The sequence below is a fragment of the Rhizobacter sp. genome (assembly GCF_031412075.1).
GTDB lineage: Bacteria > Pseudomonadota > Gammaproteobacteria > Burkholderiales > Burkholderiaceae_C > Rhizobacter.
The window spans coordinates 1-15,302 of the sequence record NZ_JANOCG010000537.1 but is presented as its reverse complement, the minus strand read 5'-3'; the positions used below and the strand labels follow the sequence as shown (position 1 = coordinate 15,302).

General features: G+C 66.1%; 14 protein-coding genes and 2 tRNA genes. 11 read left to right on the top strand and 5 right to left on the bottom strand.

Going from position 1 to position 15,302, the window contains the following annotated elements:
- Positions 1–1,202: esterase-like activity of phytase family protein (locus RMO40_RS20135; RefSeq protein WP_309725181.1), on the top strand; the 1,202-nt coding region annotated here is incomplete at its 5' end.
- Between the two features lie 410 nt (positions 1,203–1,612).
- Complete coding sequence (locus tag RMO40_RS20130) at positions 1,613–1,843, top strand: hypothetical protein (RefSeq protein ID WP_309725179.1); 231 nt, start codon at positions 1,613–1,615, stop codon at positions 1,841–1,843.
- A 63-nt stretch (positions 1,844–1,906) separates the two neighbouring features.
- On the opposite strand, the gene RMO40_RS20125 is transcribed toward RMO40_RS20130, so the two are convergent.
- Both RMO40_RS20125 and hrcA read right to left on the bottom strand, forming a co-directional pair.
- A tRNA-Ile gene (locus RMO40_RS20125) sits at positions 1,907–1,984 on the bottom strand.
- Positions 1,985–2,005: 21 nt separating this feature from the next.
- Positions 2,006–3,025 (bottom strand): heat-inducible transcriptional repressor HrcA, encoded by a 1,020-nt coding sequence (gene hrcA, locus RMO40_RS20120; protein ID WP_309725177.1) that lies wholly within the window; start codon positions 3,023–3,025, stop codon positions 2,006–2,008.
- Between the two features lie 69 nt (positions 3,026–3,094).
- On the opposite strand from hrcA, the gene RMO40_RS20115 reads away from it, so the two are divergent.
- Genes RMO40_RS20115 through RMO40_RS20100 form a run of 4 tightly spaced genes read left to right on the top strand, consistent with a single transcriptional unit; the run spans position 3,095 to position 7,223 of the window.
- Positions 3,095–3,970 (top strand): NAD kinase, encoded by an 876-nt coding sequence (locus tag RMO40_RS20115; RefSeq protein ID WP_309725175.1) that lies wholly within the window; start codon positions 3,095–3,097, stop codon positions 3,968–3,970.
- Between the two features lies 1 nt (position 3,971).
- Positions 3,972–5,672, top strand: coding sequence for a DNA repair protein RecN (gene recN / locus RMO40_RS20110; protein ID WP_309725173.1), 1,701 nt, complete (start codon positions 3,972–3,974; stop codon positions 5,670–5,672).
- A complete protein-coding gene (gene rapZ, locus RMO40_RS20105; protein WP_309725171.1) occupies positions 5,669–6,619 on the top strand; it encodes an RNase adapter RapZ in 951 nt (316 codons plus the stop codon). The genes recN and rapZ overlap by 4 nt, the downstream gene beginning before the upstream one ends.
- Positions 6,606–7,223, top strand: coding sequence for an LON peptidase substrate-binding domain-containing protein (locus RMO40_RS20100; protein WP_309725169.1), 618 nt, complete (start codon positions 6,606–6,608; stop codon positions 7,221–7,223). Before rapZ ends, RMO40_RS20100 begins: the two co-directional genes overlap by 14 nt.
- Here the strand turns inward: RMO40_RS20100 and mutY are convergent.
- From mutY to mutM, 3 genes are all read right to left on the bottom strand, one after another.
- Entirely contained in the window at positions 7,216–8,277 is a 1,062-nt protein-coding gene (mutY, locus tag RMO40_RS20095; RefSeq protein ID WP_309725167.1) for an A/G-specific adenine glycosylase, read from the bottom strand. The two genes, RMO40_RS20100 and mutY, sit on opposite strands and share 8 nt — an antisense overlap.
- An 86-nt stretch (positions 8,278–8,363) precedes the next feature.
- Positions 8,364–10,337, bottom strand: coding sequence for a dynamin family protein (locus tag RMO40_RS20090; protein ID WP_309725165.1), 1,974 nt, complete (start codon positions 10,335–10,337; stop codon positions 8,364–8,366).
- Between the two features lie 135 nt (positions 10,338–10,472).
- The gene (gene mutM / locus RMO40_RS20085; RefSeq protein ID WP_309725162.1) at positions 10,473–11,288 is read right to left on the bottom strand and encodes a bifunctional DNA-formamidopyrimidine glycosylase/DNA-(apurinic or apyrimidinic site) lyase; all 816 of its coding nucleotides are present in this window, start codon (positions 11,286–11,288) and stop codon (positions 10,473–10,475) included.
- 71 nt (positions 11,289–11,359) lie between these two features.
- Between mutM and RMO40_RS20080 the strand changes: the two genes are divergently transcribed.
- The 5 genes from RMO40_RS20080 to prs all read left to right on the top strand — a co-directional run.
- Positions 11,360–13,132, top strand: coding sequence for a tetratricopeptide repeat protein (locus RMO40_RS20080; RefSeq protein ID WP_309725160.1), 1,773 nt, complete (start codon positions 11,360–11,362; stop codon positions 13,130–13,132).
- 80 nt (positions 13,133–13,212) lie between these two features.
- Positions 13,213–13,671, top strand: a complete 459-nt coding sequence (locus RMO40_RS20075; RefSeq protein WP_309725157.1) for a lipoprotein insertase outer membrane protein LolB — start codon at positions 13,213–13,215, stop codon at positions 13,669–13,671.
- Positions 13,672–13,677: 6 nt separating this feature from the next.
- Complete coding sequence (gene ispE / locus RMO40_RS20070; RefSeq protein WP_309725155.1) at positions 13,678–14,547, top strand: 4-(cytidine 5'-diphospho)-2-C-methyl-D-erythritol kinase; 870 nt, start codon at positions 13,678–13,680, stop codon at positions 14,545–14,547.
- Between the two features lie 49 nt (positions 14,548–14,596).
- Positions 14,597–14,673 (top strand) — tRNA-Gln (locus RMO40_RS20065).
- Positions 14,674–14,768: 95 nt separating this feature from the next.
- Positions 14,769–15,302, top strand: a 534-nt coding sequence (prs, locus tag RMO40_RS20060; protein WP_309725153.1) for a ribose-phosphate diphosphokinase, incomplete at its 3' end; no start/stop codon positions are given.

Below are 15,302 nucleotides of genomic sequence, written 5' to 3'. Positions count from 1 at the left end.
CAGACGGCCCCACCTCGGGCCAGTTTGCCGGGCCCAACCCCTATGGCAGCAACCTGCCGCCGTTTGCCAACCGCCAGCCGGTGCAAGGTTTTTCGGGTGTGCTGGACGGCCCGCGCAAGAACGTCTTCCGCTTTCTGGTCGACAACGGTTTCGGCACCCAGGCCAGCTCGGCCGACGCGCTGCTGCGCGCCTATGCCGTCGAAGTGAAGTGGCATACCCGCAAGGGCGGTGCCGGCACGGTGAACGCCGCCGACTGGAACTCCGGCCGCGAGCGCAGCAACTTTGACGCACGCACGCGCCTGCAGCTCAACGACGCGCATCGCAAGTTGACCGTGCCCATCCAGGCCGATCACGCCAACTACTACAACAACCCCGTCAATGCGCCGGTCGACGCGAGCATTCGCGCCGGCCGCCTGCTGACCGGCGCCGACTTCGACATCGAAGCCATCCGCCGCGACCGCAACGGCCACTACTGGTTCGGCGACGAGTTCGGCCCCTACCTGATCAAGACCGACGCCAAGGGCACCGTGCTGCGCAGCGAGATCTCGATGCCCGGTGTCTACGCACCGCAGCACAAGGATGTGGTGGCCGGCAAGGCCGTGGCCAACCTGCCGAGCTCGGGTGGCTTCGAGGGCATGGCCATCAACAAGAGCGGCACCCGGCTGTACACCTTGCTCGAACGCACCGTGACCGGCGACACAGCCGGCACCCTGCGCATCGACGAATTCGACATCGGCAGCGAGAAGTACACCGGCCGCCGCTTCATCTACCCGCTCGATGCCAAGGGCACCAACATCGGCGACATGGTCGCCCTCGACGACCGCCGCTTCATCGTGCTCGAGCGCAATGGCGGCACGGCGACCACACCGAACACGGTTCCGTTCAAGAAGGTCTACCTGATCGACATCGAAGACGTGGCCGAGGGCGGCGTGGCCCGCAAGCTGGAGCTGGTCGATCTGATGAACCTGGCCGACCCGCACGACCTCAACGGCGACGGCAGCCCGGTCTTCACCTTCCCCTACGTCACCATCGAAAACCTGCTGGTGCTGGATGCCCGCACGCTGCTGGTGGTGAACGACAACAACTTCCCGTATGGCGGCGGCCGCGAGCTGGCCTCAGACAACACCGAGTTCCTGCGCATCCGGCTGCCGGTGTCGCTGACGGGTGAAGCCTGCGACGACGACGAAAAAGACGAAGACTGACTGCGCAGCACTGGCTCGGCGGTGGGCGGGTTACGTCCGCCCGCCGTCGAAGTTATCCACCGGGGCAGGGGACAAACCTGTGGACAGGCGGTGGCAAACCCGGGACCACCGAGGCCAGCCATGGCGATGCGGCCCGTGCCTTCGATGTGTGCACGACACCTCGCCTCGGCAGAGCCCAGGGCGAGCTTGTGCATTGGAACCGTAGCGCTCTTTGTCGCCTTTCGCACGTCGTGGGGATCCGGCCTGCCCGTGCCCTGATCGCGGCAATCCGCATAAAGTTGCGACTCGGTATCGACCCAGCGTCGAACCCGCATCCTCGGAGACGCCGATTGCAGAACGGTTTGCCATCGTCCTCATCGAGCCCCTGAACCAGATGACCGCTCGTGACGTGGGCGCGGAGGCCTAGAACCTTGGATTGGCTCAACGCACTCCAGTGGCCGGCGATGGCAGTCACCTTGCTCGGTGCATGGCTGGTTGCGTCGAAAAGCGAGGCACGCCGGGCCTGGGGGTTCTGGGTCTATCTGGCCAGCAACGCCCTGTGGATCGGCTGGGGTTGGTACACCGGGGGTTGGGCTCTGGTGGTGCTGCAGTTCGGGCTGGTCGCGATGAACGTTCGCGGCGCCTTGAAAAACGACACCTGAAGGCCGACGATCCCGCCGTGCGCAGCAAAAAGCCCAGCCGACGCAGGGCTGGGCTTGGGGGGGTGGTAGGCCGCCCGTGAGTCGAACACGGCACCAACAGATTATGAGTCTGCTGCTCTAACCATCATGAGCTAGCGGCCCGAAGGCGTGCATTGTAGGTAGCTACTTCACGCTCAAGGCGTTGCTCACCAGCCGTGACGTGATGTCGACGATCTGGATCATGCGGTCGTAGGCCATGCGGGTGGGGCCGATCACGCCGAGCGTGCCGACCACCTGGCCGTTGACTTCATACGGTGCCGACACCACCGACAGCTCTTCGAAGGGCACCACCATGCTCTCGCCGCCGATGTAGATGCGCACGCCTTCGGCGCGGCTGCTCACGTCGAGCAGGCGCATCAGCTGGGTCTTCTGCTCGAACAGATCGAACAGCTTGCGCAAGCTGCCCATGTCGCTCGAAAAATCTTGCACCGTGAGCAGGTTGCGCTCGCCGCTGATGACCACCTGCTCCTGGTTGTCTTGCATGGCCTCGGCGCCGGTCTCGACCGCCGCTTGCATCAGCGTGGCGATCTCGCCGCGCAGCACGTCGACCTCGCGCTTCAAACGCTCGCGCACTTCTTCGATGGTCAGGCCGGCGTACTGGGCGGTGAGGTAATTGCTGGCTTCGATCAGCTGGCTTTGTGTGTAGTCTTGTGCGGTGACGATCACACGGTTCTGCACGTCGCCATCGGGCGCCACCAGGATCACGAGCACACGCCGCTCCGACAAGCGCAAGAACTCGATGTGGTGGAACACGCTGACCTTGCGCGGCGCGGTGATCACCCCCACAAAACTCGACAGGCTCGACAACATCTGCGCCGCATTGGCGATCACACGCTGTGGCTGGTCGGGATGAAGCTGTGTCTCAAGCGGGGCACTGGCCGCGCTCAGATCAAGCGGCTGCGCGGTGAGCATGGTGTCGACGAAGAGGCGATACCCGCGCGCCGTGGGGATGCGCCCGGCGCTGGTGTGGGGGCTGGCGATCAGGCCCAGCTCCTCCAGGTCGGCCATCACGTTGCGGATGGTGGCGGGCGAGAGGTCGAGCCCGGAGGCGCGCGACAGCGTGCGCGAGCCCACGGGTTGGCCGTCGGCAATGTACCGCTCGACCAAGGCTTTCAGCAGGGTTCTGGCTCGCTCATCCAACATGGTTTTCATTGTAGGCCGCAGGGGAGTTTGGCCCCGTCTTTACGGGGTCGCTGTGGTGTAATCCCGCGCATGCCATCACGCTTTCGACATGCCGCACTCGTGGGCAAGTACCAGGCCCGAGGCATCCGTGGGGTGCTTGAAGAAATTGCGCATTTCCTGGTGCGCCAGGGCCTGGAGGTGTCGCTCGAACGCGAGACCGCGCTCAACACCGGCATCGCCGACTTCAACGCGCTCAACCCCACCGAGTTGGGCAAACACTGCGACATGGCCATCGTGGTGGGTGGCGACGGCACCATGCTGGGCATTGCCCGACAGCTGGCGCGTTTCAACCTGCCGATGGTGGGCATCAACCAGGGGCGGCTCGGTTTCATCACCGACGTGCCGGTGGGCCAGTACGCCGAGACGCTCGCGCCCATCATCGCGGGCGACTACGAAGAAGAGCGCCGCACCATGCTCGAAGGTGTGGTCTACCGCGACGACCAGAAGATCTTCGACGGCTTCGCGATGAACGACGTGGTGGTAAGCCGCAGCGCGACGGCCAGCATGATCGAAGTGAAGGTCGACATCGGCCCCGAGTTTGTGGCCAACCTGCGGGCCGACGGCGTGATCATCGCGTCGCCCACCGGCTCGACGGCGTATGCGCTGTCGGCCGGCGGGCCGATTCTTCACCCGGGCATCGGCGGCTGGCTGCTGGTGCCAATTGCGCCGCACGACCTGAGCAACCGGCCCATCGTGCTGCCCGACACCCAAGACATCAGCCTCGAGGTGGTGACCGGGCGCGACGCGAGCGTCAACTTCGACATGCAAAGCCTGGCCAGCCTGTTGCCGGGTGACCGCATCGTGATCCGGCGTTCGAGCCACCAGGTGCGGTTCCTGCATCCGCGCGGCTGGAGTTATTACGCAACCCTGCGGCGCAAGCTGCACTGGAACGCTGGGGTGACATGACATGTTGAGGCGACTTGCTCTGCGCGATTTCGTCATCGTCACCACGCTGGAGGTCGAACTCTCCGGCGGCTTCTCGGTGCTCACCGGCGAAACCGGTGCCGGCAAATCCATCCTGATCGACGCCTTGCAGCTCGCACTGGGCAGCCGGGGTGATGCCGGGGTCGTGCGCGAAGGCGCGGCTCGTGCCGAAATCACGGCCGAGTTCGATGCGCCGGCCAGTCTTTCGGGATGGCTGGAAGACGCCGGCTTCGAGTCCAGCGACAGCTTGCTGCTGCGCCGTGTGATCGACGCGCAGGGCAAGAGCCGCGCCTGGGTCAACGGCAGCCCGGCCACGGTGGCGCAGCTGCGCGAAGCGGCCGACCACCTGATCGACATCCATGGCCAGCACGCCTGGCAAAGCCTGACGCGCAGCGCCTCGGTGCGTGGCTTGCTCGACGCCTATGCGGGGGTGGACACCGCGCCGCTCGCCAGCGTGTGGTCGCAATGGAAGGCCGCTGGCGAACTACTCACCAAGGCCCGCTCACAACAAGCCGACCTCGAGCGCGAACGTGAGCGCCTGGCCTGGCAGGTGGGCGAGGTCGACAAGCTCGCACCCGGCGCCGATGAGTGGGACGAGCTCAATGCCGACCACCAGCGGCTGTCGAACGCACAGTCGCTGATGGACGCGGCACGCACCGCGCTCGACGTAGTGAGCGACGCCGAGGTCAGCGCCGACGGCCTGGCGTCGCGCGCCGTTGACGCACTGCAAGACGTGGCCGAGTTCGACACCCGCCTCGCCAACGTGGCCGAGGTGTTGCAAAGCGCGCAGGCCCAGTTGCAAGACGCCGCCCACACGCTGAGCAGCTACCTCAACCACGCTGAACCGGAGCCCGAGCGCCTGCAAGAGCTCGACGAGCGCCTGTCGGCCTGGATGAGCCTGGCCAAACGCTATCGCCGCCCGCCGGCCGAGCTGCCGTCGCTGCTGAACCAATGGAAAGACGAGCTGCGCGCGCTCGACGCCGCAGCCGATCTCGATGCGCTGGAGCAGGCGCTGAAGAGCGCGCAAACCGCCTTCAACACCGAAGCGCGCCGTGTCTCGACACAGCGCAAGACGGCAGCGCCCAAACTCGCCGCCGCCGTCACCCAGGCCATGCAACAGCTCGGCATGGCGGGCGGGCGCTTCGAGGTGAGCCTGACCGCACAAGACACGCCCCAGTCGTTTGGCCTGGAGTCGGCCGAGTTCCTGGTCGCCGGACACGCTGGCAGCACGCCTCGACCGATGGCCAAGGTGGCTTCGGGCGGCGAGTTGTCGCGCATTGCGCTGGCGATTGCCGTCACCACCAGCCAGCTCGCGCCCCGCGGTGAAGCGGCAGGCACCTTGATCTTCGACGAGGTCGATGCGGGCGTGGGCGGTGCTGTGGCCGACACCGTGGGCCGGCTGATGAAACAGCTCGGCCGCGACCGCCAGGTGATGGCCGTCACGCACCTGCCGCAAGTGGCCGCCTGCGCCGACCACCACTTCGTCGTGAGCAAGGCCTTGCGCGACGGCAGCACCCGCAGCGATGTGGTCGCGGTGAATGGCGAAGCGCGTGTGGCCGAAGTGGCGCGCATGTTGGGCGGCGAGCGCCTGTCGGGCACCACGCTGGCCCATGCGCAAGAGCTGCTCGCGGTGGCGGCCGAGTCTGCAGCCGCCCCCGGCACACGCGGGCGCAAACGCCCATGAACATGAACCCGGTGAGCTCGGGCGAAGCCGCGCCCCCGCCCGTGGCACCGCACGAGGTGGTGCTGGTGACGGGCATCTCGGGTTCGGGCAAATCGGTGGCCTTGCATGCGCTCGAAGACGCTGGCTTCTTCTGCGTTGACAACCTGCCGCCCGAGCTGCTGCGCGACTTCTTGCGGCTGGAGCATGAACGCCTGCAGCGCCGGGTGGCGATCGCCGTCGACGTGCGCAGCGCGGGCTCGCTGCCGCACCTGCTGCCTCTGATCGAAGGGCTGCGCGGCGAGGGCGTGATCATCCGCTCGATCTTTCTCGACGCGAACACCGACGCTTTGGTGCGGCGCTATTCCGAATCGCGCCGCCCTCACCCGCTGACGCAGCACGCGCCGATCCAGGCGCCGGCGCGCCGCCGTGACGACGAGGCCTCGCCCGGCCACCATGCGCTCAACGACGCCATCGAACTGGAGCGCGAGCTGCTCGCCGAGTTGCGCGAAGTCTCGACCGTGGTCGACACCAGCCAGCTGCGCCCGGCCCAGCTGCGCATCTGGGTGCGCGACCTGGTGGCGGCCCGTGCGCACGCGTTGACGCTGGTGTTCGAGTCGTTCGCGTTCAAACATGGCGTGCCGCTCGATGCCGACTTTGTGTTCGACGTGCGGGTGCTACCCAACCCGTATTACATCCGCGAGCTGCGCGCGCAGACCGGCCGTGACGGCGACGTGGTGGCCTACCTGCAGGCCCAGCCCGAAGTGGCCGAGATGATGTCGCAGATCGAAGCCTTCATCGCGCGCTGGTTGCCGGCCTTCGAGAACGATCAGCGCAGCTACCTCACGGTGGCCATCGGTTGCACCGGTGGCCAGCACCGCTCGGTGTACCTCGTCGAAACGCTTGCAAAACGCTTTGCCGCTCGCGGCATTGCACTGATTCGCCATCGAGAGCTCGATGCCCGAGACTGAACGCCTGTCGATCCCGCTGTTTCCGCTGCAAGCGGTGCTCTTCCCTGGCGGGCTGTTGAGCCTGAAGGTGTTCGAGGCCCGCTACCTTGACCTGATCAGCGCCAGCCTGCGCGAGAACACACCCTTTGGCGTGGTCGCGCTGCGCCAGGGCAGTGAGATGCGCAAGGCCGGCGAGCCGGTGGTGACCGAGGCCATCGGCACGCTGGCCGAGCTGATCGACGTCGACAGTGCACAGCACGGCATCTTGCAAGTGCGTTGCCGTGGCACGCGGCGTTTTGAAGTGATCTCGAAAGAAGCCCAGCCCGACGGCCTGTGGCTGGCCCAGGCTCACCTGCTCGACGACGACGAAACTTCGGCGCCGAGCGAGGCGCTGATCGAAACCGTGCGCGGCCTGGCCAATGCCATCGCGACACTCAAACAACAAGGCGCCGAGCCGTTCCTGAAGCCCTTCCAGTTCGACAACGCCGGGTGGGTGGCCAACCGCTGGTGCGAGATCTTGCCGATCTCGATTGCCGCCAAACAAAAACTGATGGAGCTGCCCGACCCGCAGGTGCGGCTTCAGCTGGTGGGCGAGTTCTTGCGCACCAAGGGTGTGGTCAAGTAGCGGGTCGCTGCAGCAGCTTGCGCAGCGGCGCGGGCAGTCCCATCGCGAGTGCTTCGTCGAGGCCGAACCAAGCACCTTGGGGCAATGTGGCCGTGATGGCGTCGCGCTGCTTTGGGGTGGCGCGCGCGGGCAGCGCCCAGCGCAGCGGGTGCAGCGTCCAGTCGAGGTGGGTCAGCACGTGGGTGAAGCTCGGCAGCAAAGCACCAGCACCGGGCCAGCCTGCGCTCGCCTGCTGCAATGCTTGCGGCGATTCGAACTCGGGCAGGCTCCACAGCCCGGCCCACACACCGCTGTCGGGCCGCTGGCACAGCCACAGCTCATCGCCCCAGGTGAGCCACAACCAGGCGTTGTCGCGCCGGCTGCGTTTGAGCTTGCGCGTCTTCACCGGGAACTTGTCTTGCGTACCCGCTCGCCGTGCAGCGCAATGCGTTTGAACGGGGCACAACAAACATTGCGGCGAGCGCGCGAGGCACACGGTCGCGCCCAAGTCCATCAGGCCTTGCGTGTAGGGCTCGATGTGTTGGTGTGGCAGCAACTCGGTGGCCTGCGCCCACAGCTCTCGCTCGTTCCGGGCCACGGCCAGGTCGTCGCCAAAGGCGAGAAAGCGGGTCAGCACCCGCTTCACGTTGCCATCGAGAATGGCCACCCGCTCGCCGAAACAAAACGCTGCGATGGCGGCAGCCGTGGAGCGGCCGATGCCGGGCAAGCTTTGCAGCAGCTCGCTGCTGCGTGGGAATTTGCCGCCATGTTCGGCCACCACGGCTTTGGCGCAGGCGTGCAGGTTGCGGGCCCGGCTGTAGTAACCCAGACCACTCCACAAGCTCATCACTTCGTCTTGCGAAGCGGCGGCCAGGGCTTTGACATCGGGGAAACGATGCAGAAAGCGCTCGTAGTAGATGAGCACGGTGCTGACCTGCGTTTGCTGCAGCATCACTTCAGACAACCACACACGGTACGGGTCGGTGGTGCGCTGCCAGGGCAGGCTGTGGCGACCGTGCTCGCGTTGCCACGCGATCAGGGGCGTAGCGAAGTGATCCTGGTTGGCGAGAGCCAACTCCTCAGCCGGCGCCGAGCCGCCTCAAGGCGGCTGAGCGACCCCTCGGGGGGCAGGAGCGAAGCGACGTGGGGGCCAACATTTCGTCAGGCTTGGGCGGCGTAGAGAACGCCGGCTTCGCTGTTTTGTGCGTCGACCGGCGGGTCGAGGCGGGCCTGCTCTTTGATGCGGGTCGCGAGTTCGGCACTGCGAGCTTGGAGCTGCTGCAGCTGCGCGTCTTGCGCTTCGAGCTCGGAGATGCGTTGCTCCAAGTCACCTGATGCAGCCTGGATGCGCTCGAGTGCCTCACGGCGGCGACGGAAACCACGGCGCCGCTCGCGCAGCTGCGAATCGACCTGCGACGACGCCATCTTGTTCCACAGCTCGAGCTCGCTGCTGGCGTTCTCGAACACCACACGCAGCTTGGACACCAGCATGCGGCGGAACTGCTCCATGAACTTGGGCTGCGACAAACGCAATGCCTGCGTGAGCCCGAGGTACTGCACGTAGTTGCGCTGGATCAGCGTCAGCTCTTGCACGAAGCGCTTGAGGTCGGGCGTCTTGTTGACGGCCAGGCTGAAGCCGAATTCGGCGTTGAGCTTGGAGAACGAGGCCGTCAGCATGTCGTGGATCTCACCGGCACGCAGTTGAGAGGCTTCGAGCAGCTCGCGCAGTCGGGCGCACAGCGCGAGGAAGGCCTTCTTGGCGCCCAGGTTGAGCAGCGACGCGTTCATCGTCGTCTGCATCTCGTTGACTTCTTCGCGCAGGCGGTCACTGGTCAGGTCGACCAGCGCGTTTTTCAGCATGCGGCTGTGCACCATGCGCATGGCTTGCAGGCGCGAGGTGCATTGTTCGAACTCGGCCGTTTCGGCGTCGACACGCTCCAGCATCAGCCGCGTCTTGGCGCTGCTCTTGCCACGCAGGCCGCGCAGCTCGAGCATCTGCTCGGCCGTCTGGCGGCGGCGGTCGCCCAGGCGGCGGGCCACTTGCGACTCCATGCGCTGGGTGGCCTCCATGACCATTTGCTGCAGCACGTCGCGGCGTTGTGGCAGCAGCTGCGCGCCGATCGCGGCTTCAAGCGCAGGCAGGCGGCTCTCGGCCAGCCCGCGGGCATTGCCTTCGATGCGCGAAGCCAGGGCCTGGCGTGCGGACAAGGGGAACACCCGCGCCGGGTCGGTCTCGAGAGTGCGGGCGGTGGACTGGCGCTGCTGTTCGATCTGCTCGCGCACCTGCTCGGCCGTGGCCAGCGGGTCGATCATCGCGTCGATCTTGTTGAGCACCACGAAGCTCGCGCCCGAAGGCGAGCCGAGGTGGTCACGCCAGATCGCCATGTCGGACTTGGTGACGCCGGTGTCGGCACCCAGGATGAACACCATCGCGTGCGCCGAAGGCAGCAGGCTCAGCGTCAACTCGGGCTCGGCACCGATGGCGTTGAGCCCCGGCGTGTCGAGCACCACCAGGCCTTGTTTCAGCAAGGGGTGCGGGTAGTTGATGATGGCGTGGCGCCAGGCCGGCACTTCGACCCGGCCGTCGTCGTCGGTGGGCGGGTTGTCTTCGGGATGTGCGTCATCCCAGAAACCCAGGCCCTTGGCATCGTCGACGCTGACGAACTGGGTTCGCATGACTTCGAGCAAGGCCTCGGACAGCTTGTCGGGCGAGCTCACGTCGAGCGCGATGTGCGTCCAGGCCTTGGGCTGGCCGCGCAGCTCGGTGAGCGAGAGGCCTTCGAGCCGGGTCGAGATGGGCAAGAGCGCAAGCGCCGGCTCTTCACCCAGCTCGAAGCCGAGCTCGACCGGGCACATGGTGGTGCGCCCCGGGGTGGCGGGCAACACACGCCGGCCGGTGTCTGAAAAGAAGATCGCGTTGATCAGCTCGGACTTGCCACGCGAGAACTCGGCCACGAAGGCGACGATGAGTTTTTCGCCCGCCATGCGGCGACGCAAAGTGTCCAACGATTCATGGGCAGCGGGGTCGGCAACGTCGTGCTCACCGAGGAAGCGGCTGTACTCGTCAAGCCGCTGGCCGAGCGCCACGCGCCACTGGGACAGTTCGTCAAGACTGCTTGCGAAAGAGGAAGCCATGGGGTGATTCGCGGCCCAGCAAATATGCGTCAGGCATGGTATCGCAAGGTGCATTTGCTACAGGGCAGGAGAAACATCTGGTCACCCCTGTGGGTAACCAGTCGTGCGGTAGTTGGCGGATTGGTCGAGGCGCTCTCAGCGCCGTTGGCACGTGGGGCAGAAAAACGTGGAACGCTGCCCTTGCACGATGCGCCGGATGGCGGTAGCGCACACGTCGCAGGGCTCGCCCTCGCGGCCATACACGCCGGCTTGCGACTGGAACTCACCCGCCATGCCATGGGCATCGCGAAAGTCACGCAGGGTCGAGCCGCCCAAAGCCAATGCACGTGCCAGGGTCTCGCGCACGGCCACGGCGAGCTTCTCGCTGCGCGGGCCGCTGAGCTTGTCGCTGCGGGTGCGGGGGTCGATGCCCGCAGCGAACAAGGCCTCGCAGGCGTAGATGTTGCCGGCGCCCACGACGATGTCGCCCGACAGCAGCGCGAGCTTGATGGCCACACGCCGCCGCTGCAGTGCCGCATGCAGGTACTTGCCGCTGAAGGCTGGCGAAAACGGCTCCACACCCAGGCCGGCCAGCAGCTTGTGGGCCATGCCTTCGTCTTGGCTCGCCGACCACACCACGGCGCCGAACCGGCGTGGGTCGGTCAGACGCAGAGTGCCGCGTGTGGTGACGAGGTCGAAGTGGTCGTGGCTGCCGTGCACTGCGCCATCGTCACGAAATGCAAGCGACCCCGACATGCCCAGGTGCATCAACAAGCCTCCGGCCGACAAGGGCAGCCACAGGTACTTGCCGCGCCGGGTGGCGTCACCCACGGTTTGCGCGACCAGGCTGTCGGGCTCGCAACCCAGCGGCCAGCGCAAGGGTTTGCCCAATCGCACACCCGTGATGCGTGCGCCGGCAATGCGGTGTGCAAAGCTCTGGCGCGTGACCTCAACTTCGGGAAGTTCTGGCATGTGGGAATTATCGCGACAGGTTCGGGTCAGAACCCAGACCCTAGAATCTTCAGAGCCTTCAGGAGCCGTTCATGCGATCCCTTTTCCCGTTCTCGCGCGCAGCCGTCGCCCTGGCATGCGCGCTGGTGTTGACGCATGGCGCTCACGCGCAAACCGAGCCGGCCAGCATGGTCGCCAACTCCTCGCTGGATGCGCCGCTGTTCTATCAATTGATCATCGGCGAGATGGAGTTGCGCTCCGGCGAGCCCGGCACGGCCTACCAGGTGCTGCTTGACGCTGCCCGCAAGACCCGTAACGAAGAGCTGTTCCGCCGCGCCACCGAAGTGGCCTTGCAGGCACGCGCAGGTGACCAGGCATTGGCCGCCACACAAGCCTGGCGCACCGCCTTGCCCGACTCGCTGGAGGCTGTGCGCTACCAGCTGCAACTGCTGATCGGGCTCAACCGGCCCGCCGATACCGTGGAGCCGCTGCGCACGCTGCTCAAGCTCACGCCCGCGGCTGAACGGCCGGCGGTGATCTCCTCCTTGCCGCGGCTCTTCGACCGTGGCACCGACAAGACGCAGTCGGCCAAACGGCTGGAGCAGGTGCTGCAGCCCTCGCTTTCCGCACCCGAAACACGCACCGCCGCGCAGGTGGCGCTGGGTCGCGCCTGGCTCGCCGCGGGTGACAACGCGCGCGCCCTCGAACTGGCTCGCAGCGCCCACGCGCTCGATCCGACCGCCGAATCGTCCGCGCTGCTGGGCCTGGAATTGATGGCCAGCACCCCGGCAGCCGAAAGCATCGTCACCGACCACCTGAAGGCGCGGCCGGCCAGCACGCCGATCCGCATGGTCTACGCCCGTCTCTTGAGCAACGCGCAGCGTTATGCCGATGCGGTGCCGCAGCTGGAGGCCGTGACCCTCAGTGACAAACCTCCGGCCGCTGCCTGGCTGACCCTGGGCGCTTTGCACCTGGAGCTGAAGCGCCCGCGCGAAGCCACGACCGTGTTGAATCAGTACCTGCAGCGCGTGCAAGCCGGTACCCTGGCGCTGCCCACCTCCGACGACGACGAAGACAACGATCCCGCCACACCCGACCAGGGCTTGACGCAGGCCTACCTGCTGCTCTCGCAAGCGGCCGAGCAACAGCGCGACTACGCCGGCGCCGAAGCCTGGCTGGCCAAGGTCACCAACCCGCAGCGTGCACTCGACGTGCAGGCAAGACGCGCCTCGCTGCTGGCCAAGCAGGGCAAGCTCAAACAGGGCCGCGAACTGATCCGCCGCGCGCCTGAAAAAACCGCAGATGACGCCCGTGCCAAGCTGTTGGCCGAAGCCCAGCTCTTGCGCGACGTCAAGCAGTGGGGCGAAGCGAATGGAGTGCTGGCCAGCGCCAACGAGAAGTTTCCCAACGACGCCGTCCTGCTGTACGAGCAATCGATGATGGTCGAGAAGCTCAACCGCATGGACGAAATGGAAAAACTGCTGCGCCGCGTGATCGAGCTGAAGCCCGACCATCATCACGCATACAACGCGCTCGGCTACTCGCTCGCAGACCGCAACCTGCGCCTGCCCGAGGCGCGCGAGCTGATCCAGAAGGCACTCGCGCTCGCGCCGGGGGAGCCTTTCATCACCGACAGCCTCGGCTGGGTGGAATACCGCCTCGGCAACCGCGATGAAGCGCTGCGCCTGCTGCAGCAGGCCTACAAGTCACGGCCTGATGTGGAGATCGGCGTTCACCTGGCCGAGGTGCTGTGGATGAATGGCCAGCGCGACGAAGCCCGGCGCATCCTGCGCGAAGTGCGCACCAAGGACAACACCAACGACGTGCTGAAAGAAACCCTGGCCCGCCTGCGGGTGGATTTGTGAGTTTTGGGGGCCACCCTGCGGCGTGGCTGTTGGCTGCCAGCCTGCTCGGCGGCTGCGCGTCGGTGGGTCAAAAAGCGCCAGTGGGTGCAGAGACCCTTTCCGGCAAGCTCTCGGTGCGGGTGGACGCCAGCAACACGGCGCCTGCACGCAGCGAAAGCGGCAACTTCGAGCTCAAGGGCACTCCCGACGAAGGCCTGCTCAACCTCTCGTCCCCCTTGGGCACGGTCCTCGCGCAAGCCCGCTGGTCAGGCCAACGCGCCTGGCTCACCACCTCGCAAGGCGAAATCGCCTACCCCGATCTCGACACCCTCACCCAAGAGATGCTCGGCGAGCGCTTGCCGGTGGCGGCCCTGTTCGACTGGCTGCGTGGTCGCCCATGGCCGGGTGCGGCGAGCCAGGCCAATCCGGCGCCAACCGGGCCGGGCTTTCAGCAGCTGGGCTGGTCGGTCGACCTCGCGCGCTTTTCTGAAGGCTGGATCACCGCCCAGCGCGCACAGCCTCCCACCGTGACCGTGCGCGCCCGAGTCGACGCACCCTGACCCGCCATGGCATTGAATGCTCTGTACGACGTCGCGGCACCCGCCAAGCTCAACCTCTTTCTGCACGTGCTCGGCCGGCGGGCCGACGGCTACCACCTGCTGCAGTCGGCCTTTGTGCTGATCGATTGGGCCGACACGCTGCATTTCGAGCGTCGCAGCGATGGCGCCTTGAGTCGCCACGACCTCAGCGCCGCCCTGCCCGCCGATGACCTCTGCCTGCGTGCCGCGCGAGCCCTGCAAGCCGAATCGGGCACCCCACTCGGCGCCGACATCTCGATCGACAAACAAGTGCCCTGGGGTGCCGGCATGGGCGGCGGCAGCTCCGACGCGGCCAGCACCCTGCTCGCGCTCAACCGCCTGTGGGGCCTGAACTGGCCCTTGCCGCGCCTGATGGAACTGGGCCTGAAACTGGGTGCCGACCTGCCATTTTTCCTGGGTGGCCACAACGCCTGGGTCGAAGGCATCGGCGAACAACTCACCCCCATCACCCTGCCGAGGCAGTGGCTGGCCGTGCTCAAGCCGCCATCAAGCATCGAAACCCGTGCCATTTTTGCCAGCTCGCAGTTGGCCAGAAATACCGAAGCTGTTATAGTCGCGGGCTTCCTTGTAAAGGCCGGCATTGATGCCCTGGCGAGCGGTTTTGGTCGCAACGACCTTCAACCAATTGCCGAGCAGCAGTGTGCTGACGTGGTGCAAGCCACTCAGCTGCTCCAGGCCCGTTTCGGCAACAGCCGCATGACGGGTTCGGGCAGTGCGGTGTTCGCAAGGGCAGGCACACAAGATGCACCCATGGCGACACTGCCGGCAGATCTACCGCCGGCTTGGGTGGGTCGAATGTGCCGCAGCCTGGAGCACCACCCCTTGTTGGGTTGGTGAACAGGCCAAGGCAAGTTTCAGGTGGGCTGCGCAAGCGGCAAACCGGTGTAGGGGAGTCGCCAAGTTGGTCAAGGCATCGGATTTTGATTCCGACATGCGAGGGTTCGAGTCCTTCCTCCCCTGCCAAAGTTTCTTGATTCCCGGTGCTTGAGGGGCTTGGGCCCACAGGCACACCGGGGCTGATGTAGATGGGCGCGCTGTGCCCCCACAGAATGCGCCCAATGAGCCTCGACGGAGGGAATGTGCTTTTCAACACCGTGCTGTTCACCGGGAACGCCAATCCTGCGCTGGCGCAGGAAATCGCGTCCAACCTCGGCATCGAACTCGGCAAGGCCAAGGTCGGCCGCTTCTCCGACGGAGAAGTCGACGTCGAGATCCAGCAGAACGTTCGCGCCCGCGACATCTTCATCGTCCAGCCTACCTGCGCGCCGACGAATGAAAACCTGATGGAGCTGTGCATCATGGTCGACGCGCTCAAGCGCGCTTCGGCCCGCCGCGTCACGGCCGTGATCCCCTACTTCGGTTACGCGCGCCAAGACCGCCGCCCGCGCTCGACCCGCGTGCCGATCAGCGCCAAAGTCGTGGCTAACATGCTCGAAGCCGTGGGCGTCGAACGCCTGCTGACCATGGACCTGCACGCCGACCAGATCCAGGGCTTCTTCAACATCCCGGTCGACAACATCTACGCCTCGCCGGTGCTGCTGTCTGATCTGCAGAGCAAGCGCTACACCGACCTGGTGGTCGTGTCGCCCGAC

Excerpts from the sequence above, each read along its gene's own strand:
- hrcA (WP_309725177.1), bottom strand. The coding sequence starts at position 3,025 with ATGTTGGATGAGCGAGCCAGAACCCTGCTGAAAGCCTTGGTCGAGCGG.
- RMO40_RS20115 (WP_309725175.1), top strand. The coding sequence starts at position 3,095 with ATGCCATCACGCTTTCGACATGCCGCACTCGTGGGCAAGTACCAGGCC.
- recN (WP_309725173.1), top strand. The coding sequence starts at position 3,972 with ATGTTGAGGCGACTTGCTCTGCGCGATTTCGTCATCGTCACCACGCTG.
- rapZ (WP_309725171.1), top strand. The coding sequence starts at position 5,669 with ATGAACATGAACCCGGTGAGCTCGGGCGAAGCCGCGCCCCCGCCCGTG.
- RMO40_RS20100 (WP_309725169.1), top strand. The coding sequence starts at position 6,606 with ATGCCCGAGACTGAACGCCTGTCGATCCCGCTGTTTCCGCTGCAAGCG.
- RMO40_RS20090 (WP_309725165.1), bottom strand. The coding sequence starts at position 10,337 with ATGGCTTCCTCTTTCGCAAGCAGTCTTGACGAACTGTCCCAGTGGCGC.
- mutM (WP_309725162.1), bottom strand. The coding sequence starts at position 11,288 with ATGCCAGAACTTCCCGAAGTTGAGGTCACGCGCCAGAGCTTTGCACAC.
- RMO40_RS20080 (WP_309725160.1), top strand. The coding sequence starts at position 11,360 with ATGCGATCCCTTTTCCCGTTCTCGCGCGCAGCCGTCGCCCTGGCATGC.
- ispE (WP_309725155.1), top strand. The coding sequence starts at position 13,678 with ATGGCATTGAATGCTCTGTACGACGTCGCGGCACCCGCCAAGCTCAAC.